At 53.5% G+C, this 15952-nt stretch carries 13 protein-coding genes; 3 read left to right on the top strand and 10 right to left on the bottom strand.

Annotated features, from left to right (window positions below; genetic code table 11):
* Positions 1-146: 146 nt before the first annotated feature.
* Both lplT and aas read right to left on the bottom strand, forming a co-directional pair.
* Positions 147-1340, bottom strand: coding sequence for a lysophospholipid transporter LplT (lplT, locus tag ACI2I2_RS19715; protein ID WP_404659450.1), 1194 nt, complete (start codon positions 1338-1340; stop codon positions 147-149).
* Positions 1333-3492 (bottom strand): bifunctional acyl-ACP--phospholipid O-acyltransferase/long-chain-fatty-acid--ACP ligase, encoded by a 2160-nt coding sequence (gene aas / locus ACI2I2_RS19710; protein WP_404659449.1) that lies wholly within the window; start codon positions 3490-3492, stop codon positions 1333-1335. The genes lplT and aas overlap by 8 nt, the downstream gene beginning before the upstream one ends.
* A gap of 626 nt (positions 3493-4118) precedes the next feature.
* Between aas and galR the strand changes: the two genes are divergently transcribed.
* Positions 4119-5135, top strand: coding sequence for an HTH-type transcriptional regulator GalR (galR, locus tag ACI2I2_RS19705; RefSeq protein ID WP_404659447.1), 1017 nt, complete (start codon positions 4119-4121; stop codon positions 5133-5135).
* Here the strand turns inward: galR and ACI2I2_RS19700 are convergent.
* The 4 genes from ACI2I2_RS19700 to ACI2I2_RS19685 form a co-directional block, all read right to left on the bottom strand.
* A complete protein-coding gene (locus ACI2I2_RS19700; protein WP_404659446.1) occupies positions 5123-5575 on the bottom strand; it encodes a GNAT family N-acetyltransferase in 453 nt (150 codons plus the stop codon). The genes galR and ACI2I2_RS19700 overlap by 13 nt on opposite strands.
* A complete protein-coding gene (locus ACI2I2_RS19695; protein ID WP_404659444.1) occupies positions 5572-6345 on the bottom strand; it encodes an FCD domain-containing protein in 774 nt (257 codons plus the stop codon). The genes ACI2I2_RS19700 and ACI2I2_RS19695 overlap by 4 nt, the downstream gene beginning before the upstream one ends.
* Before the next feature lie 102 nt (positions 6346-6447).
* On the bottom strand, positions 6448-7875 hold the full coding sequence (locus ACI2I2_RS19690) for a glycoside hydrolase family 1 protein (RefSeq protein WP_404659443.1): 1428 nt from the start codon (positions 7873-7875) through the stop codon (positions 6448-6450).
* Between the two features lie 7 nt (positions 7876-7882).
* Positions 7883-9220 (bottom strand): PTS sugar transporter subunit IIC, encoded by a 1338-nt coding sequence (locus ACI2I2_RS19685; protein WP_404659442.1) that lies wholly within the window; start codon positions 9218-9220, stop codon positions 7883-7885.
* 298 nt (positions 9221-9518) lie between these two features.
* On the opposite strand from ACI2I2_RS19685, the gene ACI2I2_RS19680 reads away from it, so the two are divergent.
* On the top strand, positions 9519-10562 hold the full coding sequence (locus ACI2I2_RS19680; protein WP_404659441.1) for a LacI family DNA-binding transcriptional regulator: 1044 nt from the start codon (positions 9519-9521) through the stop codon (positions 10560-10562).
* Here ACI2I2_RS19680 and lysA read toward each other — a convergent pair.
* On the bottom strand, positions 10523-11785 hold the full coding sequence (lysA, locus tag ACI2I2_RS19675) for a diaminopimelate decarboxylase (protein ID WP_404659440.1): 1263 nt from the start codon (positions 11783-11785) through the stop codon (positions 10523-10525). The two genes, ACI2I2_RS19680 and lysA, sit on opposite strands and share 40 nt — an antisense overlap.
* A gap of 119 nt (positions 11786-11904) precedes the next feature.
* Between lysA and ACI2I2_RS19670 the strand changes: the two genes are divergently transcribed.
* The gene (locus ACI2I2_RS19670; protein ID WP_404659439.1) at positions 11905-12831 is read left to right on the top strand and encodes a LysR family transcriptional regulator; all 927 of its coding nucleotides are present in this window, start codon (positions 11905-11907) and stop codon (positions 12829-12831) included.
* Here ACI2I2_RS19670 and ACI2I2_RS19665 read toward each other — a convergent pair.
* The 3 genes from ACI2I2_RS19665 to kduD all read right to left on the bottom strand — a co-directional run bounded on the left by ACI2I2_RS19665 (position 12818) and on the right by kduD (position 15922).
* Positions 12818-13510 (bottom strand): aspartate/glutamate racemase, encoded by a 693-nt coding sequence (locus ACI2I2_RS19665; protein ID WP_404659437.1) that lies wholly within the window; start codon positions 13508-13510, stop codon positions 12818-12820. The two genes, ACI2I2_RS19670 and ACI2I2_RS19665, sit on opposite strands and share 14 nt — an antisense overlap.
* A 182-nt stretch (positions 13511-13692) precedes the next feature.
* Complete coding sequence (gene wzz(fepE), locus ACI2I2_RS19660; protein WP_404659436.1) at positions 13693-14829, bottom strand: LPS O-antigen length regulator Wzz(fepE); 1137 nt, start codon at positions 14827-14829, stop codon at positions 13693-13695.
* A gap of 331 nt (positions 14830-15160) precedes the next feature.
* Positions 15161-15922 carry a 2-dehydro-3-deoxy-D-gluconate 5-dehydrogenase KduD gene (gene kduD / locus ACI2I2_RS19655; protein WP_330982810.1) on the bottom strand — a complete coding sequence of 254 codons (762 nt, stop codon included), beginning with the start codon at positions 15920-15922 and terminating at the stop codon, positions 15161-15163.
* Positions 15923-15952: the final 30 nt, after the last annotated feature.

Genomic DNA, 15952 nt, shown 5'->3' with positions numbered 1-15952 from the left:
TGGCACAAGTGGCGTACGGCGTCCTGAAATCAGGACGCCCGTTCGATGCCACGTTGCACACAGAAAATGCTTGCGTGGCATAACAGTATCTACAGAACGTAGAAAACTAATGTTGGCCCTGCAAGCGTAGCGCCGCCGGGCATTACCTATCTTTTTTTGCCCCAAGCCCAAAGCACGACAATCGCCAAAGCGAACAACGTGCCAAAGCCAATCCCAACGCCCACGACCGGAATGCCGATCATCACCGCCAGTGAATACAGGCCAAGCATGATAAGCATCGCGCTGTTTTCACCCAGGTTTTGCACAGCAATGGCATTGCCCGCGCCGACAGTGTGCTTACCGCGTTCCTGCAGCAAGGCATTGAGCGGGACGACAAAGAACCCACCGCAAACCCCAATCAGCAACAGCAACCCATAAGCAGGCAGCAGAGCATGTTGCACGGCAAAGATAACCACCAGCACGCCAATCAAAATGCCTGCCGGCATACAGCGCGCGACGTTTTCCAGGGTGATGAGTTTTGCCGCAGCCCCTGCGCCTGCCACAATGCCCACCGCAACCATCGCGTTGAGGTAAGTTGGCGTGGCGTTATCGGTAATACCAAGTGCCACAGGCACCCACAGCACCAGCAGAAAACGCAGTGTGACGCCCGCGCCCCAAAAGAGGCTGGTGCCAACCAGCGAGAAGCGAGTTTCGCGGTTTAGCCACAGCGTTTTACAGGCAGAGAAAAAGCTCTGCGTCATGGCCTTAAAGCGCCACGACTGCCCTGGCCTGGCCGCAGGCAAACGGGTGATAAACAAGTTGGCGACAACCGCTCCGGCATACACAAAGGCGCAAACGCCCAGTGCCGCCAGAACGTGCCAGTCGGCGAGTACCCCGCCCGCCACGGAACCCAGTAAAATGGCCGCAATGGTGGACGACTCCATCAATCCGTTGGCTTTCACCAGTTTATCGCCAGTGGTCAATTCACCCAGAATGCCGTATTTCGCCGGAGAATAAGCTGCCGCCCCCACACCCACCAGCGTGTAGCCGATAAACGGGTTCACGCCAGCACAGATAGACGCCGCGCCAATCAACTTCATCGCGTTGGCGACCATCATCACCCGACCTTTCGGGAAGCTGTCGGCAAACTGCCCAACAAACGGGGCAAACAGAATGTAAGCGCCCACAAACACCATCTGCAGGATCGGCTGGCTCCAGTCCGGGTAGAACTGCTGCTTCATCAGCGCCAGGGTGGCAAACAGCAAAGCATTATCGCCAAACGCCGACAGGAACTGGGCACAGATGACTGCCAGCATGCCTTTCGATCGGAGCGACGTGTTAGTGTGTACTGACTCACTCATTATGGTTTTCCGCCTGATCGACCATCCCCTTCAGGGTGACGAAGTCCGGTTTACCGCTGCCGAGCAGCGGCATCTGCTTCAGGAAACGAATATCGCGTGGCACAGCCAACTCTGGCACACCACTCGCACGCGCCTGTTGCTGCAGCTTGTCTCGCGTCAGCTCATTATCGGTGGTGAACAGCACCAGCGCCTCGCCCTTGCTGGCGTCTTGCTTGATTGCCGTGGCGTGCATTTTGTCGGGCGACACTGCCAGGGCTAATTGCTCAACCATTTCCAGCGACACCATCTCCCCGGCGATTTTCGCAAAGCGCTTGGCACGCCCCTGAATCTGCACAAAGCCTTGCTCGTCAAACAGCACGATATCCCCGGTGTCGTACCAGCCGGTTTCGACTTCACCGTTATGGTTTTCCGCCGTTGGCGCTTCGAGCACACCAGGGTTTTCTACGCGCAAATACCCGTTCATGACGTTCGGGCCTTTGAGCTGCAAGCGGCCGCCCTGCTCAATACCCGGCACCGCCAACAAACGGGCATCCATGCCTGGCAGAATGCGCCCAACGGTGCCCGGTTTTGCCGCCATTGGAACGTTAATGGAAACCACTGGGGCACATTCGGTTACGCCATAACCTTCGAGGATGCGCAGACCGAATTTGTCCTGCCAGAGCTGTTTGGTGCTCTCCTGTAATTTTTCCGCCCCGGCGACCACATAGCGAATCTTGCGGAAATCATACGGGTTGGCAAAACGAGCATAATGCCCAAGGAACGTTGAGGTCCCGAACAGTACGGTACAGTTACGATCGTAGACCAGTTCCGGAACGATGCGGTAATGCAGCGGGCTTGGGTAGAGGAAGACTTCTGCGCCCGTCAGCAACGGGGTGAACAGACCGACCGTCAAACCAAAGGAGTGGAACAATGGCAGCGCCGACATAAAGCGGTCTTCAGCGGTGAAGTCGGCAATGGTTTTGATCTGCTCAACGTTGGCGAGAATGCTCTTGTGGCTATGCACCACGCCTTTAGGGTTGCCTTCAGAGCCTGAAGTAAACAGGATGATGGCCGCGTCTTCCGGCTGCTGTTTGACCTGAGCCAGACGCGGAGCCAACAGATGCCCAAAAATCCACAGCTTATCCGCCGTGGTCACGTCGCCTTTCAGATCTTCGAGGAAGACCCAACGCACCTGCGTCAATTGCTCTGGAAGATGCCACAGCTTGCCTTTATCAAGGAACGTACGGGAGGTGAAAATGGTTTTAATTTCCGCGGCGGTAATCGCGCTGGAAAGCCCTTTAATCCCTGCCGTGTAGTTCATCATTGCCGGAACACGACCGCGTGCGATCGCGCCGAAAATCACCGCTGCACTGATGCCCGCGTTAGGCAGCATCAGGCCAATTTTCTCACCCTGCTTGCTGTATTTTTCCAGGATGCGCGCCACAAACAGCGTTTTGGTTAACAGCTTGCGGTAGGTGTCCGGCTGGAAGTTGATGTCTTCGATACAGGTTTTGCGATCGCCATAGCGATATTGCGCAGTCAGCAACGACTCATACAGCGTTTCACGCGGGCGCACCGCCATGCGTGCTTCCATCATTATCTGATGCAGCATTTCGCCTGCAATTTTACGGCGATCGCGAGCGCGAGGCGCTTCCGGCATCGGCAGCGAGGTCGGAGGCAGAATATGGATGTCAATGCGCGGGAAAAAGCGGCGTTTAACCAGCCCTTTCAGGCGGCTGGCAAACGTCAGCTCGGCCCCTTCGATACGGACCGGCACCACCACCGCTTGCGCTTTTGCCGCCACAAACGCTGCACCGTCATAGATTTTCATCAGCGAGCCGGTTGTGGAGATACGGCCTTCCGGGAAGATGACCACCGGACGGCCGCTTTCGATCATTCTGACCAGATGCTTGATCGACATCGGCTTGGTGGGATCCAACGGGACGAAATCCACGATCGGCGCAAGATAACGCATAAACCATTTCTGGCTGATTGAGGTATAGACCGCAAACACCGGGCGTACAGGTAAAAACAGCGCCAGCAGCATGCCATCAATAAAAGAGACGTGGTTGGGGGTGATCAGGACTTTCGGCTGGTTCAACACAGCCGCATTTCCGGTCATCCGAACCCGAAACATCACCCTGAAAAGAAAACGGAAAAAGCCCAAAAGCATATCAACTCCATTTGGCATAAAAAGACTGTTTGCAGGTTACACGAGATGAATTGGAAATGCAGGATGGGGGTGATTTTTCGGACAAAAAAAACCTGCGCATCTGCGCAGGTCGGTGCAAGAGATAAGTACGAAGTTCGTACCAAAAAAATCTCACCAATCAATACCTCTGGGATCTTGATTGTGGTCGTTCCTCGCCCCGCTTGCCACTGCGAAAACGCAAAGGAATGAGCGGAAATGCAACGAGGTGTTACGATTCTCGTTTACTGTTACAAGCCACGGATTTTGGGCAAAAAAAACCTGCGCATCTGCGCAGGTTGGTGTAATTCAAGTGGTCTCCCGTTAGGGGTCGACTTCACCTATCAATACCTCTGGGACAGTCAGAGTATCAATCTGGCTGATGGCTCCTCCAGCGAACATTCGCAACAGCTCTGCGCAAAGTGTAACTAAAGGTTTGAATTCACCTTTTCCGTTTTCAATTCACTGTGACGTGTTGTGTAACGCATTTACCCAACAGCCTCGTCTGCATCACATTTGCTCACCTTACCAGCCCCTTAACCTTGAACAGCACTGGCTTTTCCGTAACACTGTGAGGTGTGTAACCGTTTTCCCTCTAAAGAAGGCATGATATGGCGACAATAAAGGATGTGGCCCGGTTGGCTGGTGTTTCAGTCGCCACCGTTTCCCGAGTGATTAACGACTCCCCAAAAGCCAGCGATGCCTCACGCCAGGCGGTGTTTGCCGCCATGGAGACATTAAGCTATCACCCGAACGCCAACGCCCGCGCGCTGGCTCAGCAGTCTACCGAAACCGTCGGCCTGGTGGTCGGTGATGTTTCCGATCCGTTTTTTGGTGCCATGGTCAAAGCCGTGGAGCAAGTGGCCTATCACACCGGCAATTTTTTGCTGATTGGCAATGGCTACCACAATGAGAAAAAAGAACGTCAGGCCATCGAGCAATTGATTCGTCACCGTTGCGCAGCGCTCGTGGTGCACGCCAAAGTGCTGCCGGACGAAGAGCTTGCTGGGCTGATGAAACAAATTCCGGGCATGGTGCTGATTAACCGCATTCTACCAGGTTACGAAAAACGCTGCGTGGCGCTGGATGACCGCTACGGTGCGTGGCTTGCAACTCGCCATCTGATTCAGCAGGGGCACACTAAAATTGGCTATCTCTGCTCCAATCACGCCATTTCGGATGCTGAAGACCGCTTACAGGGCTATTACGACGCGTTAAAAGAGAGCGGTTTACCGTGTAACGAAAGACTGGTGACCTTCGGCGAACCGGACGAGAGCGGCGGTGAACAAGCGATGACGGAGTTGCTTGGTCGCGGCAGAAACTTTACTGCGGTGGCATGCTATAACGACTCGATGGCAGCCGGTGCGATGGGTGTATTGAATGACAACGGCATTGACGTACCGGGCGAGATTTCGCTGATTGGCTTCGACGATGTCCTGATTTCGCGCTATGTGCGCCCGCGTCTGACCACCGTTCGCTACCCAATTGTCACCATGGCGACACAGGCCGCGGAGCTGGCGTTAGCACTCGCAGAAAAGCGGCCTTTGCCGGAAATCACGCACTTGTTTAGTCCTACTCTGGTGCGTCGCCATTCGGTGATTGCCCTGACGGAAACTCAGAGTTCGTAACGGTATAGATGCACGGTGGTGGCAGGGTATTCAATGCCATCGCCGATGTACTGCCAGCCAAAACGCTCATAAAAATCGCGGCAGGCCGAATAGAGGTGGAGCTGCGAGTAGCCCTTTTCACGCGCATACTGAATCACATGCTCCTGCAACTGCCCTGCCAGCCCTTGCCCACGCACAGATTCGTCGACGTACAAGGCCGCCATCCACGGGAACAGATCCTGACGGCTGATAAGATCACAACGCCATAAGCCAACGGTTGCCAGCAATGCGTCACCTTCTGTCATCACGAAGGTCAGCGGCAACGCCTCCGGCTTCTGGCTGTGCTCAATAATGCTGGCGAAAAATTCACGTGGCATTGCCACCCCGCCAAAGGCTTGCCATAGCCAGTCCGTAACCTGCCGCGCATGCTGCGGCACGGCATAAAGGGGCTGGATCTTCACATCAATTTCCCCTGAAAAATGGGCACGGACTCAAACAAATAACCGTCAAAATCAGGCGCATCCTCATCGGAGAGCTCCAGCAGACTGTTTTTCACATTTTCGAGATGCTGCCACATCGCCTGCCATGCGCCCATTACGTCGCGGCGACGCAGCGCGGCCAGAATAGTTTGCCGGTCACCAAGCCATTTCAGACGATACGCCCGGCTGGCGATGTGCACGTTAAACTGCTGCCACAAAGGGCTGCTGTCCATTTGCAGCCAAATGTTCTCTACCGTGGTCAGCAGCATCTGGTTTTGTGACGCGCCTGCGAGCACCAGATGAAACATTTTATTGTTGTCCTGGGTGGTGTCGTTGGCCGCGATGGCGCGTTGCTCTTGCTCGATTATCCGACGTAAGTTGTCGATATCCGCCCGGGTCGCCATCTTCGCCGCAAAGGCAGCAATGTTACTTTCCAGTAATTGCCGGGCCTGTAAAATTTCAAACGGGCCAACATCGCTGTGCAGCATCCTTTCTTCGTCGCTGTCGTTTTCCTGCGGAATACGCATCACATAGACGCCAGACCCCTGACGAATATCAACAGTGCCCTGCAACTCCAGCATCAACAGCGCTTCACGCACGATGGTGCGGCTGACCCCGTACTTTTCCGCTATGTTTCGCTCTGGTGGCAGGCGGGAACCTATCGGGTAAAGGCCCTGCATAATCTGCGCGCGTAAGTCTTCCCCAATTTCCTGGTAAGGTTTCTTTTCCGGCGGAACAACGGCCTTTTCCACAATATCACCTGTGTCTGCTTGCGGGTGGATGCACAAACCGCCGATCCTGGCGGTCTGACCGGCGGCTATAGTAGCAAAATTCCCGTGAGAGCAGGAACGCTGCTATTTCGGCTCGTCCTCACTGTTTAGCGTTAACCTGCGGCTGTCCCGCACTTGACGGAACCAGTGGGCCGATTTCTTCGCTTTCCGCGTCCGGTTGTTTTGCAAATCAATTTCGATAAGCCCGTAGCGGTTTTTAAAGGCATTCATGGGCGACACGTTATCGGTAAAGGCCCACAACATATAGCCATGGCAGTTCGCGCCATCCTGCTTCGCCCGTAACGTTTGCCACAGGTGTTCGCTGACAAACGCGATGCGGTAATCGTCTTCGATAATGCCGTCCCGATTACGGAACTGCCCTTCGTTCTCAATCCCCATCCCGCTTTCAGCGACGAACCATGGGATGTTGCGGTACTCATTTTTAATCCGCATCGCCATGTCGTAAACAATCTGCGGATAAATTTCCCAGCCACGGGATTTGTTCATTCTCCGCCCCGGCAATTCAAACGGCTCATAGTAGTAAGCTGGATGGAAAGGGGTTTCTGGGTGCCAGGCGCGCGAGGGAGCTTTTACCCGATGCGGGTAATAAAGATTGATACCGAGTTCATCGACAGTGTTTGCCCGGATTTCGTCGAGTTCCTCCGCGCTGTAATCCCACTCCACATTGTGCTTTTCCAAAAGTGAGAACAGTTCAGCGGGATACTCGCCATGAACAAAGGGGTCGAGGAAGACGCGGTTATAGAAAAGATCGTAGCGCTCCGCCGCGAGCACATCGTGCGGTGCACTGGAGCGTGGATAGGTCACTTCCGGATTAAGAATACAGCCCACGCTACCGCGATAGCCTTTCTCACGGAACAGCTTCACTACCCGCGCTGTCGCCAGCACTTTATGGTGATTCCACTGCATCCACGTGCCCGTGTTCTGCTCATAAGGCCAGCGCAGCGCGTCAAGATACACGCGGGTTTGCACCACAATCGGTTCGTTAAAGGTAAACCAGCGAGTCACTTTGGCGTGGTAACGCTCGAAGACTTTCTCAGCATAGCGAACATAAAGTTCCACGACCTTTTTCGATGCCCAGCCACCGTAGTTTTCCAGCAAATACCCCGGCAGCTCGTAATGCTCAAGGCAAATCATTGGTTCGATGCCTTGCGCGTGCATTTCATCAAACAGCGCGTCGTAATATGCCGCGTACTCTTCATCAACCGTTACGTTATCGTAGTCGGTTAAAAACCGCGACCAGTTGATGGAGGTACGGTAATGGGTCAGCCCGGCCTGTTTCATCAGGGCGACATCTTCACGGAAACGGTTAATAAAATCCGTGGCAATCGCCGGGCCATAGCCTTCATGCCAGACATGCCTGTCATTTTTGTACCAAAGATCAGGCCACGAATCCTGACCTGCTTTTTTGCCACTCCAGCCTTCGGTTTGCCAGGCCGAAGCGGCTGCACCCAGAATAAAATCGTCAGGGATAACGAGGGTTTTCTGACTCATAGCATCCTCATGCGTTGTCCGCAGCCTGTTGCTGCTGCGCCTGTAACTGCGCTTGTTCTGCGCGACGGGAAGCGATTTTTACGAACGGCAGATAGATGACCACCGCCGTCACAATGCAAATCAGTTGGGTTATCACTGCCCCCATTGAACCTGCGGTGGAAAGCCAGGCGTTAATCAGAGGCGGCGTGGTCCATGGCACCATCACCACCGCTTTGCCAGCAAAGCCAGTCACGGTAGCAAAATAGCCAATCGACCCTGTGACCAGCGGCGTGATGATGAACGGAATGGCGAGGATCGGGTTCAGCATAATCGGCATACCGAAAATGACCGGCTCGTTGATATTGAACAGCCCCGGCCCAATCGACAGCTTGGCTATCTCTTTCATCTCTTTACGTTTGGTGGCGATCATCACCGCAATCAGCAGGCCAATGGTCAAGCCAGAACCGCCGATGCTCATGTACACATCCCAGAACGGCATGGTGATGATATTCGGCACTTCTTTACCCTGCTCAAACGCGCTCATGTTGACGGTGATCGCCCCCAGCAGCAGCGGTTCGCGAATCGGTTTGATCATCTGGTTACCGTGGATACCGATAACCCAAAAGAGCTGCGCGACAAACATCAACAGCAGAATACCAGGCAGACTTTGCACCACCCGCTCCAGCGGCTGCTGCACCACCTGATACACCGCATCGTAGAGATACATTCCGGTTAGCTGATGGAAAACAAAGCCGAACGTAGCAATAACGGTGGTGGTGATGATCGCCGGGATCAACGCTGAAAACGAAGCCGACACGTTAGGCGGCACCGTGTCGGGCATTTTGATCTTCAGGCCTGGGCGGCCTTCCAGCCAGCAATAGATTTCGACGGACAAAATCGCGATAAACATGCCGAGGAACAAGCTGCGGGTGTCGGAGAACTGACGCATCAACACGTCTTTCACTTCATGCATTTGTCCGTCGACCATCATCTGCACGGTGGTCGGTGTCACGCAGATAAAGCAAATCACCGCCAGCAAGCCGGGGAACAAGGTCTTAATGCCGTTGATACGCCCGAGTTCAATACCGATGAGAAACACCGCGCCAATGTTAAGAAAATTGAGCGTAGCGTAGTTAATCGCGCCGGTTATCGGCTTGAGTGCCGCGAGGAATGACAGTGACTGGAAGCTGGCAAGACCGTTCTTCGGATCCAGCACCATATTCGAAATCAGAACGGAGAAGGCGCCGACGATGATCACCGGCATGAGGGTAATAAAGGAGGATTTGATCGCCATGATATAGCGGTAGCTATTGAACTTAGTGGCGAAACTCCCCAGAGAATCGATGAGCTTTTCCTGAAATGCCATAGGGTGATACCTCAAATGTGGGCTTTTATCAAAATGGGTGTACAGCCTTGAACCATTTGGCATACCAAAAATAGCGATCTGTCAGACAAACTTCTGTGACTTAGCTCTCATCGGACACATTGGTATTCCAGATTGCATTTTAAAAACCACATTGGCATACCACGCACTGTTTGCAGGGGTATTTCAGCGAACCGCTACTAAAAGCGTGATCGCGATAGTTATTTGTAACGAACGGAGAGGATATGGCCCTGATTGTCTGTGATAAACTGCGGCAATCATGTGGCATCAGGAATGAACAATGGCAACAATGCTGGATGTCTCACTACGCGCAGGCGTGTCGAAAGCGACCGTCTCCCGCGTATTGAACGGCACAGGTCAGGTAAAAGAGAGCACCCGTAAGCAGGTGTATAAAGCCATGGAAGAGCTGGGCTACCGCCCTAACTTTTTGGCGCGCTCACTGGCCAATCGAACAAGCAACAGCATTGGGTTGGTGGTCTCCACCTTCGACGGCTTCTATTTCGGTCGCCTGCTGCAGCAAGCTTCCCGCCAGACAGAAACCCACGGTAAACAACTGATTGTCACCGACGGCCACGACACGCCCGAACGCGAAGAGCAAGCGGTGCAAATGCTGGCCGACAGGCAGTGCGATGCCATTGTGCTGTATACCCGCTTTATGAGCGAAAAGGCGATCATGAAGCTGATTAACTCGATAGCCATGCCGGTCGTGGTAATTAACCGGGACGTCAGCCAAATGCGCGATCGCTGCGTGTTCTTCGAACAACAAGATGCCGCTTTTCAGGCCGTCGATTATCTGATTTCGCAAGGCCACCGTGACATCGCCTGTATTACGGTGCCCATCCATACGCCGACCGGCAAAGCGCGTTTGCAGGGTTATCGCAATGCGCTGGAAAAACACGGGATCGCGTGGGATCCAAACAAGGTGAAATACGGGGATTCCGGCATGACGCGCGGCTATGAACTGTGTCAGCAACTGCTGGATGAAAAAGTCAGCTTCAGCGCGCTGTTTGCCTGTAATGATGATATGGCGTTAGGGGCGTCGAAGGCGCTGCATCAGGCGGGGCTGAAAATCCCTCAGGATATTTCGCTGTTTGGCTTTGATGATGCCCCAAGTGCGAAATGGCTCGAACCGGGGCTTTCAACCGTCTATCTGCCTATCGACAACATGATAACCACCGCTATCGATCAGGCGATCAAACTGGCCAACAACCAACCGATTGAAACGCTGCCGCCGTTTACCGGCAAACTGGTGCTGCGCGAATCGGTGACCACTGGCCCTTATTATCAGAACGCTTCCAGCGCCAGCAATTCCTCAATCGTCTGACGACGGCGAATCAGGCGAGCGCTGCCGTTGTCATACAGGACTTCTGGCAGCAGCGGGCGGCTGTTGTAATTGGAAGACATCGATGCGCCGTACGCCCCGGTGTCATGCAGCACCAGATAATCGCCCGGCTCCACCTGCGGCAGTTCGCGCGTTTCCACTTTGCCGCCTTCCTGCTGGGTAAAGACATCGCCAGATTCACATAATGGCCCCGCCACCACGGTATCCACCAACGGAGCCTGGCTCAGGTCTCGCCCGTCCGCCGCCAGCGCGCTGATATGGTGATAACTGCCGTACATCGAAGGACGCATTAAATCGTTAAACCCGGCGTCGATCAGCACAAAGTGGCGACTGCCCATGTTTTTCACACTGCGAACCTGCGCCACCAGCACACCGGATTCCGCCACCAGGAAACGACCCGGCTCGATTTCCAGTTTCACCGGGTGGCCCAAATGTTTCGCAATTTGTTCGCGAGCAGCATTCCACAGGCCAAAGTAGTGATTGGTATCGATAGTTTCTTCCCCGAAGCGGTAAGGAATGGATAACCCGCCGCCCGCAGAGATGGCCTCAAGATCCTGGCCGAATTCGACAACCTGACGCACCATCGCGCCACAAACCTGTTCCAGATGACCATAATCCACGCCAGAACCGATGTGCATATGAATGCCGACCAGTTTCAGCTTATAGCGTTGGATCACTTCCAGCGCCTGCGGCAGGTCGCTATACCAGATGCCGTGTTTGCTGTTTTCACCGCCAGTGTTGGTTTTCTGGCTGTGCCCATGACCAAAACCAGGATTCACACGCAGCCACACACGATGCCCCGGCGACACTTCACCAAGCTGAGCCAGCATGTCCACCGATCCGGCATTCACAGGGATCTTCAGTTCACTGACGCGAGCGAGTGTCGCTTCGTCAATCATATCGGCGGTAAAGACGATATCGTCCGGATGTGTCGCCGGATTGTATCCTGCGGCCAGCGCACGCTCGATTTCCCCCAGTGACACCGAATCCACCTTCACGCCCTGTTCGCGCATTAAACGCAGAATATGAATGTTGGAACAGGCTTTTTGCGCAAAGCGAACCACGTCGAACTGGCTCAGTTGAGCAATCTGCTGGCGAATAATGGCCGCATCATACACCCAGACCGGGCAGCCAAATTCGGCTGGCAGGCGTAACAGGTTTTCCGCGTTGAGGTCAGTATCAGTGTTAGTCAGTGGGCGTGGCATGGTGAACTCCGTCTTTTTCTCTGCCTTGATTACGCCACAGTGCATACCGAATAAAAAATATCGTTTTTTCCGCACTTCATGCAAAATTGATATGGATAACGCCAGGAAAGGAAAACGTCATGCCTGCGGTAAATTTGCGCCACATCGAAATCTTTCATGCTGTGATGACCACCGGCAACGTCACCGAAGCAGCAGCGCTGTTGCACACCTCGCAGCCGACGGTCAGCCGCGAGCTTGCACGGTTTGAGAAAGTGCTGGGGTTAAAGCTGTTTGAGCGCAATCGCGGGCGGCTGCATCCTACCGTTCAGGGATTGCGGTTATTTGAAGAAGTGCAGCGCTCCTGGTACGGGCTGGACCGCATAGTGAGCGCGGCGGAAAGCCTGCGGGAATTTCGCCAGGGCGAACTTTCGGTGGTTTGCCTGCCCGTCTTTTCGCAGTCCTTTTTGCCCGCGTTGCTGCAACCTTTCCTCGCTCGCTACCCGGAAGTGAGTCTGCAAATTGTTCCGCAGGAATCGCCGCTGCTCGAAGAGTGGCTGTCTGCGCAACGTCACGATCTTGGGCTTACTGAAACGCTGCATACGCCGCCTGGCACCGAACGCACGCCGTTGCTCAGCATGAATGAAGTCTGCGTTCTGCCCGCCAGCCATCCGCTTGCGCAGAAAACGGTACTCACACCGCAAGATTTTGAAGGGGAGAACTACATCAGCCTGTCGCGTACGGACAGCTACCGGCAGCTGCTTGATAACCTGTTTAGCGAGCATCAGGTACGGCGAAGAATGGTGGTGGAAACTCACAGCGCGGCGTCGATTTGCGCTATGGTGCGTGCGGGAGCAGGCATTTCAGTGGTTAACCCGTTTACTGCGCTGGAATACGCTGCAACGGGCATTGCTATCCGTCGCTTTAGTGTCGATGTGCCGTTTACCGTGAGCCTGATCCGGCCGTTGCACCGGCCGGGATCGGCATTAGTGGATGCTTTTGTCAGTCATCTGCAAAGCAGTTTGCCGACGATCGTCACGCCACTGGAAGCACTGCTCAGGAAAGCATAAAGTCGACGGCATCAGAGGCATGAAGCGCGGCAGTATCAAACACCGGCACCGGGCAACGATCGGCAGGCACCAGCAGGCCGATTTCGGTGCAGCCAAAAATAACGCCTTCAGCGCCTTCTGCCACCAGACGCTCAATGACCTGCAAATATTCCAGACGGGATGATTCGCTGAACGTGCCGAGGCACAACTCTTCGAAGATGATTTGGTTGATTCGAGCGCGCTCATCGGCATTAGGAATAAGCAAATTCAGCGAGAACTCCTGCTCCAGACGCCCACGGTAGAAATCCTGTTCCATGGTGTAGCGAGTGCCCAACAGCGCGACATTGCGCAACTTTTGCTTCTCAATCGCACGCCCTGTTGCATCGGCGATGTGCAAAAAAGGCACCTGACAGCGGGATTCAATCTGGGAGGCCACTTTATGCATGGTGTTAGTACAAAGCACGATCCCTTCCGCACCGATGCTTTCCAGCGAGGCCGCCGCGTTCGCGAGGATTTCCCCGGCCTTTTCCCATTCGCCCGAAGCCTGACAGGCTTCAATCTCATGGAAATCAACGCTGTGCATCAGGATCTTCGCCGAGTGCAGGCCGCCCAGGCGCTGCTTGATGCCTTCATTAATCAGACGGTAATAAGGAATTGTGGATTCCCAGCTCATGCCGGCAAGTAGACCAATGGTTTTCATGGACTGTCCTTTGAACGTGTTTTCCACAGTGAACCAGAGTTGGGATTAACTTTCCACTTTTGATAACAACGAAATAGACAGGTATGCGCTGGAGAGAGGTACGGTGAGCAATGGCCGTTGAGGGTGGTTCTCAGGCACAGGAAAAGAAGATAAGCTCTTCTTTTCCTGTGTTTTTTCCATGATTACAGAGCAGATTCTTCGAGCAGCAACGTAGCCCGGCGTGACTCACGCGCGCTTTGCAGTAACACTGTTCCACAGGCTATTGCTCCGCCCAGTAGCGCGGCCAGCAGAATAATAAGCGACTTACCTGGACCGTCTTTTTTAATAGGCAGTGAGGGTTCAAGCTGATAATTAACCACGGGAAAGTCAACATCCGTAATATTTAACGATTCTAACTGTTTCAATAAATATTCCCGGTTGAGAATATCAGCATTCAGCTCAGAAACGTCTTTAATCGATTTTTCAATTTCGAGTTTTTTATTGATCCCTTCAGTGCCCAGGGTGACGGAAAAATCGGGGTCATCTTTAATCATTTGCCCATTGCTGTACACCGGCTTATTGATGCCCGCGGCTTGTGCAACCTGCAAAGAATAATTCAGACGCTTAATTTTCGTGTCTTTCGCATTCTCCAGTTGCGCACGATCAAGTTCCAGACGCTGTTTTTCGGTCTGTAGCTTCATGGTCACGTTTTCATGGAGAGTGGTCATGGTCTGTTTAACCACTTCCGCGCTGACGAATTTGATGTAGCCCGCCAGAATCACTTGTGCTTCTGCCGCATCCGGGCCGGTAAAAGAGAGCGTCCAGGAGTTATACAGCGCGTTGTTCTCTTTTTTGTTGCTGGCATCGTCAACCGCTTTCATCCGTTCGGCGATAGTGACGACAGCACGATGTAACTCAATCGGATCGACATCAATCCCCTGCAACTGATTCATTATCTCAGGTGAAGATTTTACGTACTCTTCCAGCAACACCGAGGAGTTAAACTTTTTAATGAACAGGTTAAACAGCGCCGTACTGTCGCTTTTATTGTCAACGCCGAGCACTCTCATCGTGGCAAGCAACGTGTTGAGCGGCATTAACTGCGTGCGCTCCGCAGGCGTGATGACAGCATTGCTGGTCCATTTTTGTGGCAGCAGCAGCGAAACAGCCAGGCCAGCAAGGGCAAAACCAAAGACAAAAGCGAGAATGCGTTTGCGGGCACTCCACAACACGTCGAGCAGTGCCAGGAGATCAATATCCTGCCCTGTTGAGAAGGCGTGTGCGGGAACAGAAGGCGCGATCGTGACGTCCTTTGGGGTTTTGATATCCATAGTAGACATGATGTTTTCGTCAGTGCGGGTTAACGTTATTTTTCGCTAATATAGCCCTATAAGAAGATTCTGAAAACCCTTTATTTTTTTATACACATAACCAGGAATTTTCATGGTCATCATTCAGAAAAAACCGCGAAACACTCAATTTCTCGCACAAGATCCCACCTAATTGTGGAGTTGATTAAAAATCCTTTATCATTTAGGCAGGCAGCACATCATCACCCACTAAATAAAAGGTTTAGCCACACTTAACTCAAATTAAGCATGAGAACATATTAGCCTTCTTTAAGCATAAAAAAACCCTGCCGGAGCAGGGTTCTTGTCCAATCTCGAAGGGTTAACGAGCCAGCCAGCCACCATCTACAGCCACGGTGTAGCCGTTAATATAGTCAGATGCGGGTGAAGCGAGGAATACTACCGGCCCCATCAGATCGCTCGGCAAACCCCAACGCCCGGCCGGAATGCGATCCAGGATTTCGGCGCTACGCTGTTCATCGGCGCGCAGCTGCTGAGTATTGTTGGTCGCCATATAGCCTGGCGCAATCGCGTTGACGTTGATGCCGTGTTTCGCCCATTCGTTAGCCAGCAAACGCGTTACACCCATCACACCGCTTTTCGACGCGGTATAAGATGGCACGCGAATGCCGCCCTGGAAGGAAAGCATGGAAGCGATATTAATGATTTTGCCGCCTTTCCCCTGGCTGATGAAGTGCTTCGCCGCCGCCTGAGACATGAAGAACACCGCTTTGATGTTCAGGTTCATCACATCGTCCCAGTCTTTTTCGCTAAATTCGATAGCGTCCTGGCGACGAATCAAACCCGCGTTGTTGACCAGAATATCGATATGACCAAATTCGGCCACAGCGCGTTCCAGCAGTTGTGGAATACCGTCGATATTGCGCAGGTCAGCCGTCAGGCTAAGGAAACGACGACCACGAGCGGTGACTTGTTCAATGGTTTCCGTTGGCTCAACGATGTTGATACCGACGATATCACAGCCTGCTTCCGCCAGGCCAATCGCCATGCCCTGCCCCAGACCGGTGTCGCATCCAGAAACCACGGCAACTTTGCCTGCCAGTGAAAATGTATCGAGAATCATAAAAAATCCTTACTCAATTGACGCCTGTAC

This window comes from Scandinavium sp. NPDC088450 (genome assembly GCF_044900545.1).
Lineage (GTDB): Bacteria > Pseudomonadota > Gammaproteobacteria > Enterobacterales > Enterobacteriaceae > Scandinavium.
This window is presented reverse-complemented; position numbering and strand designations above follow the sequence as displayed.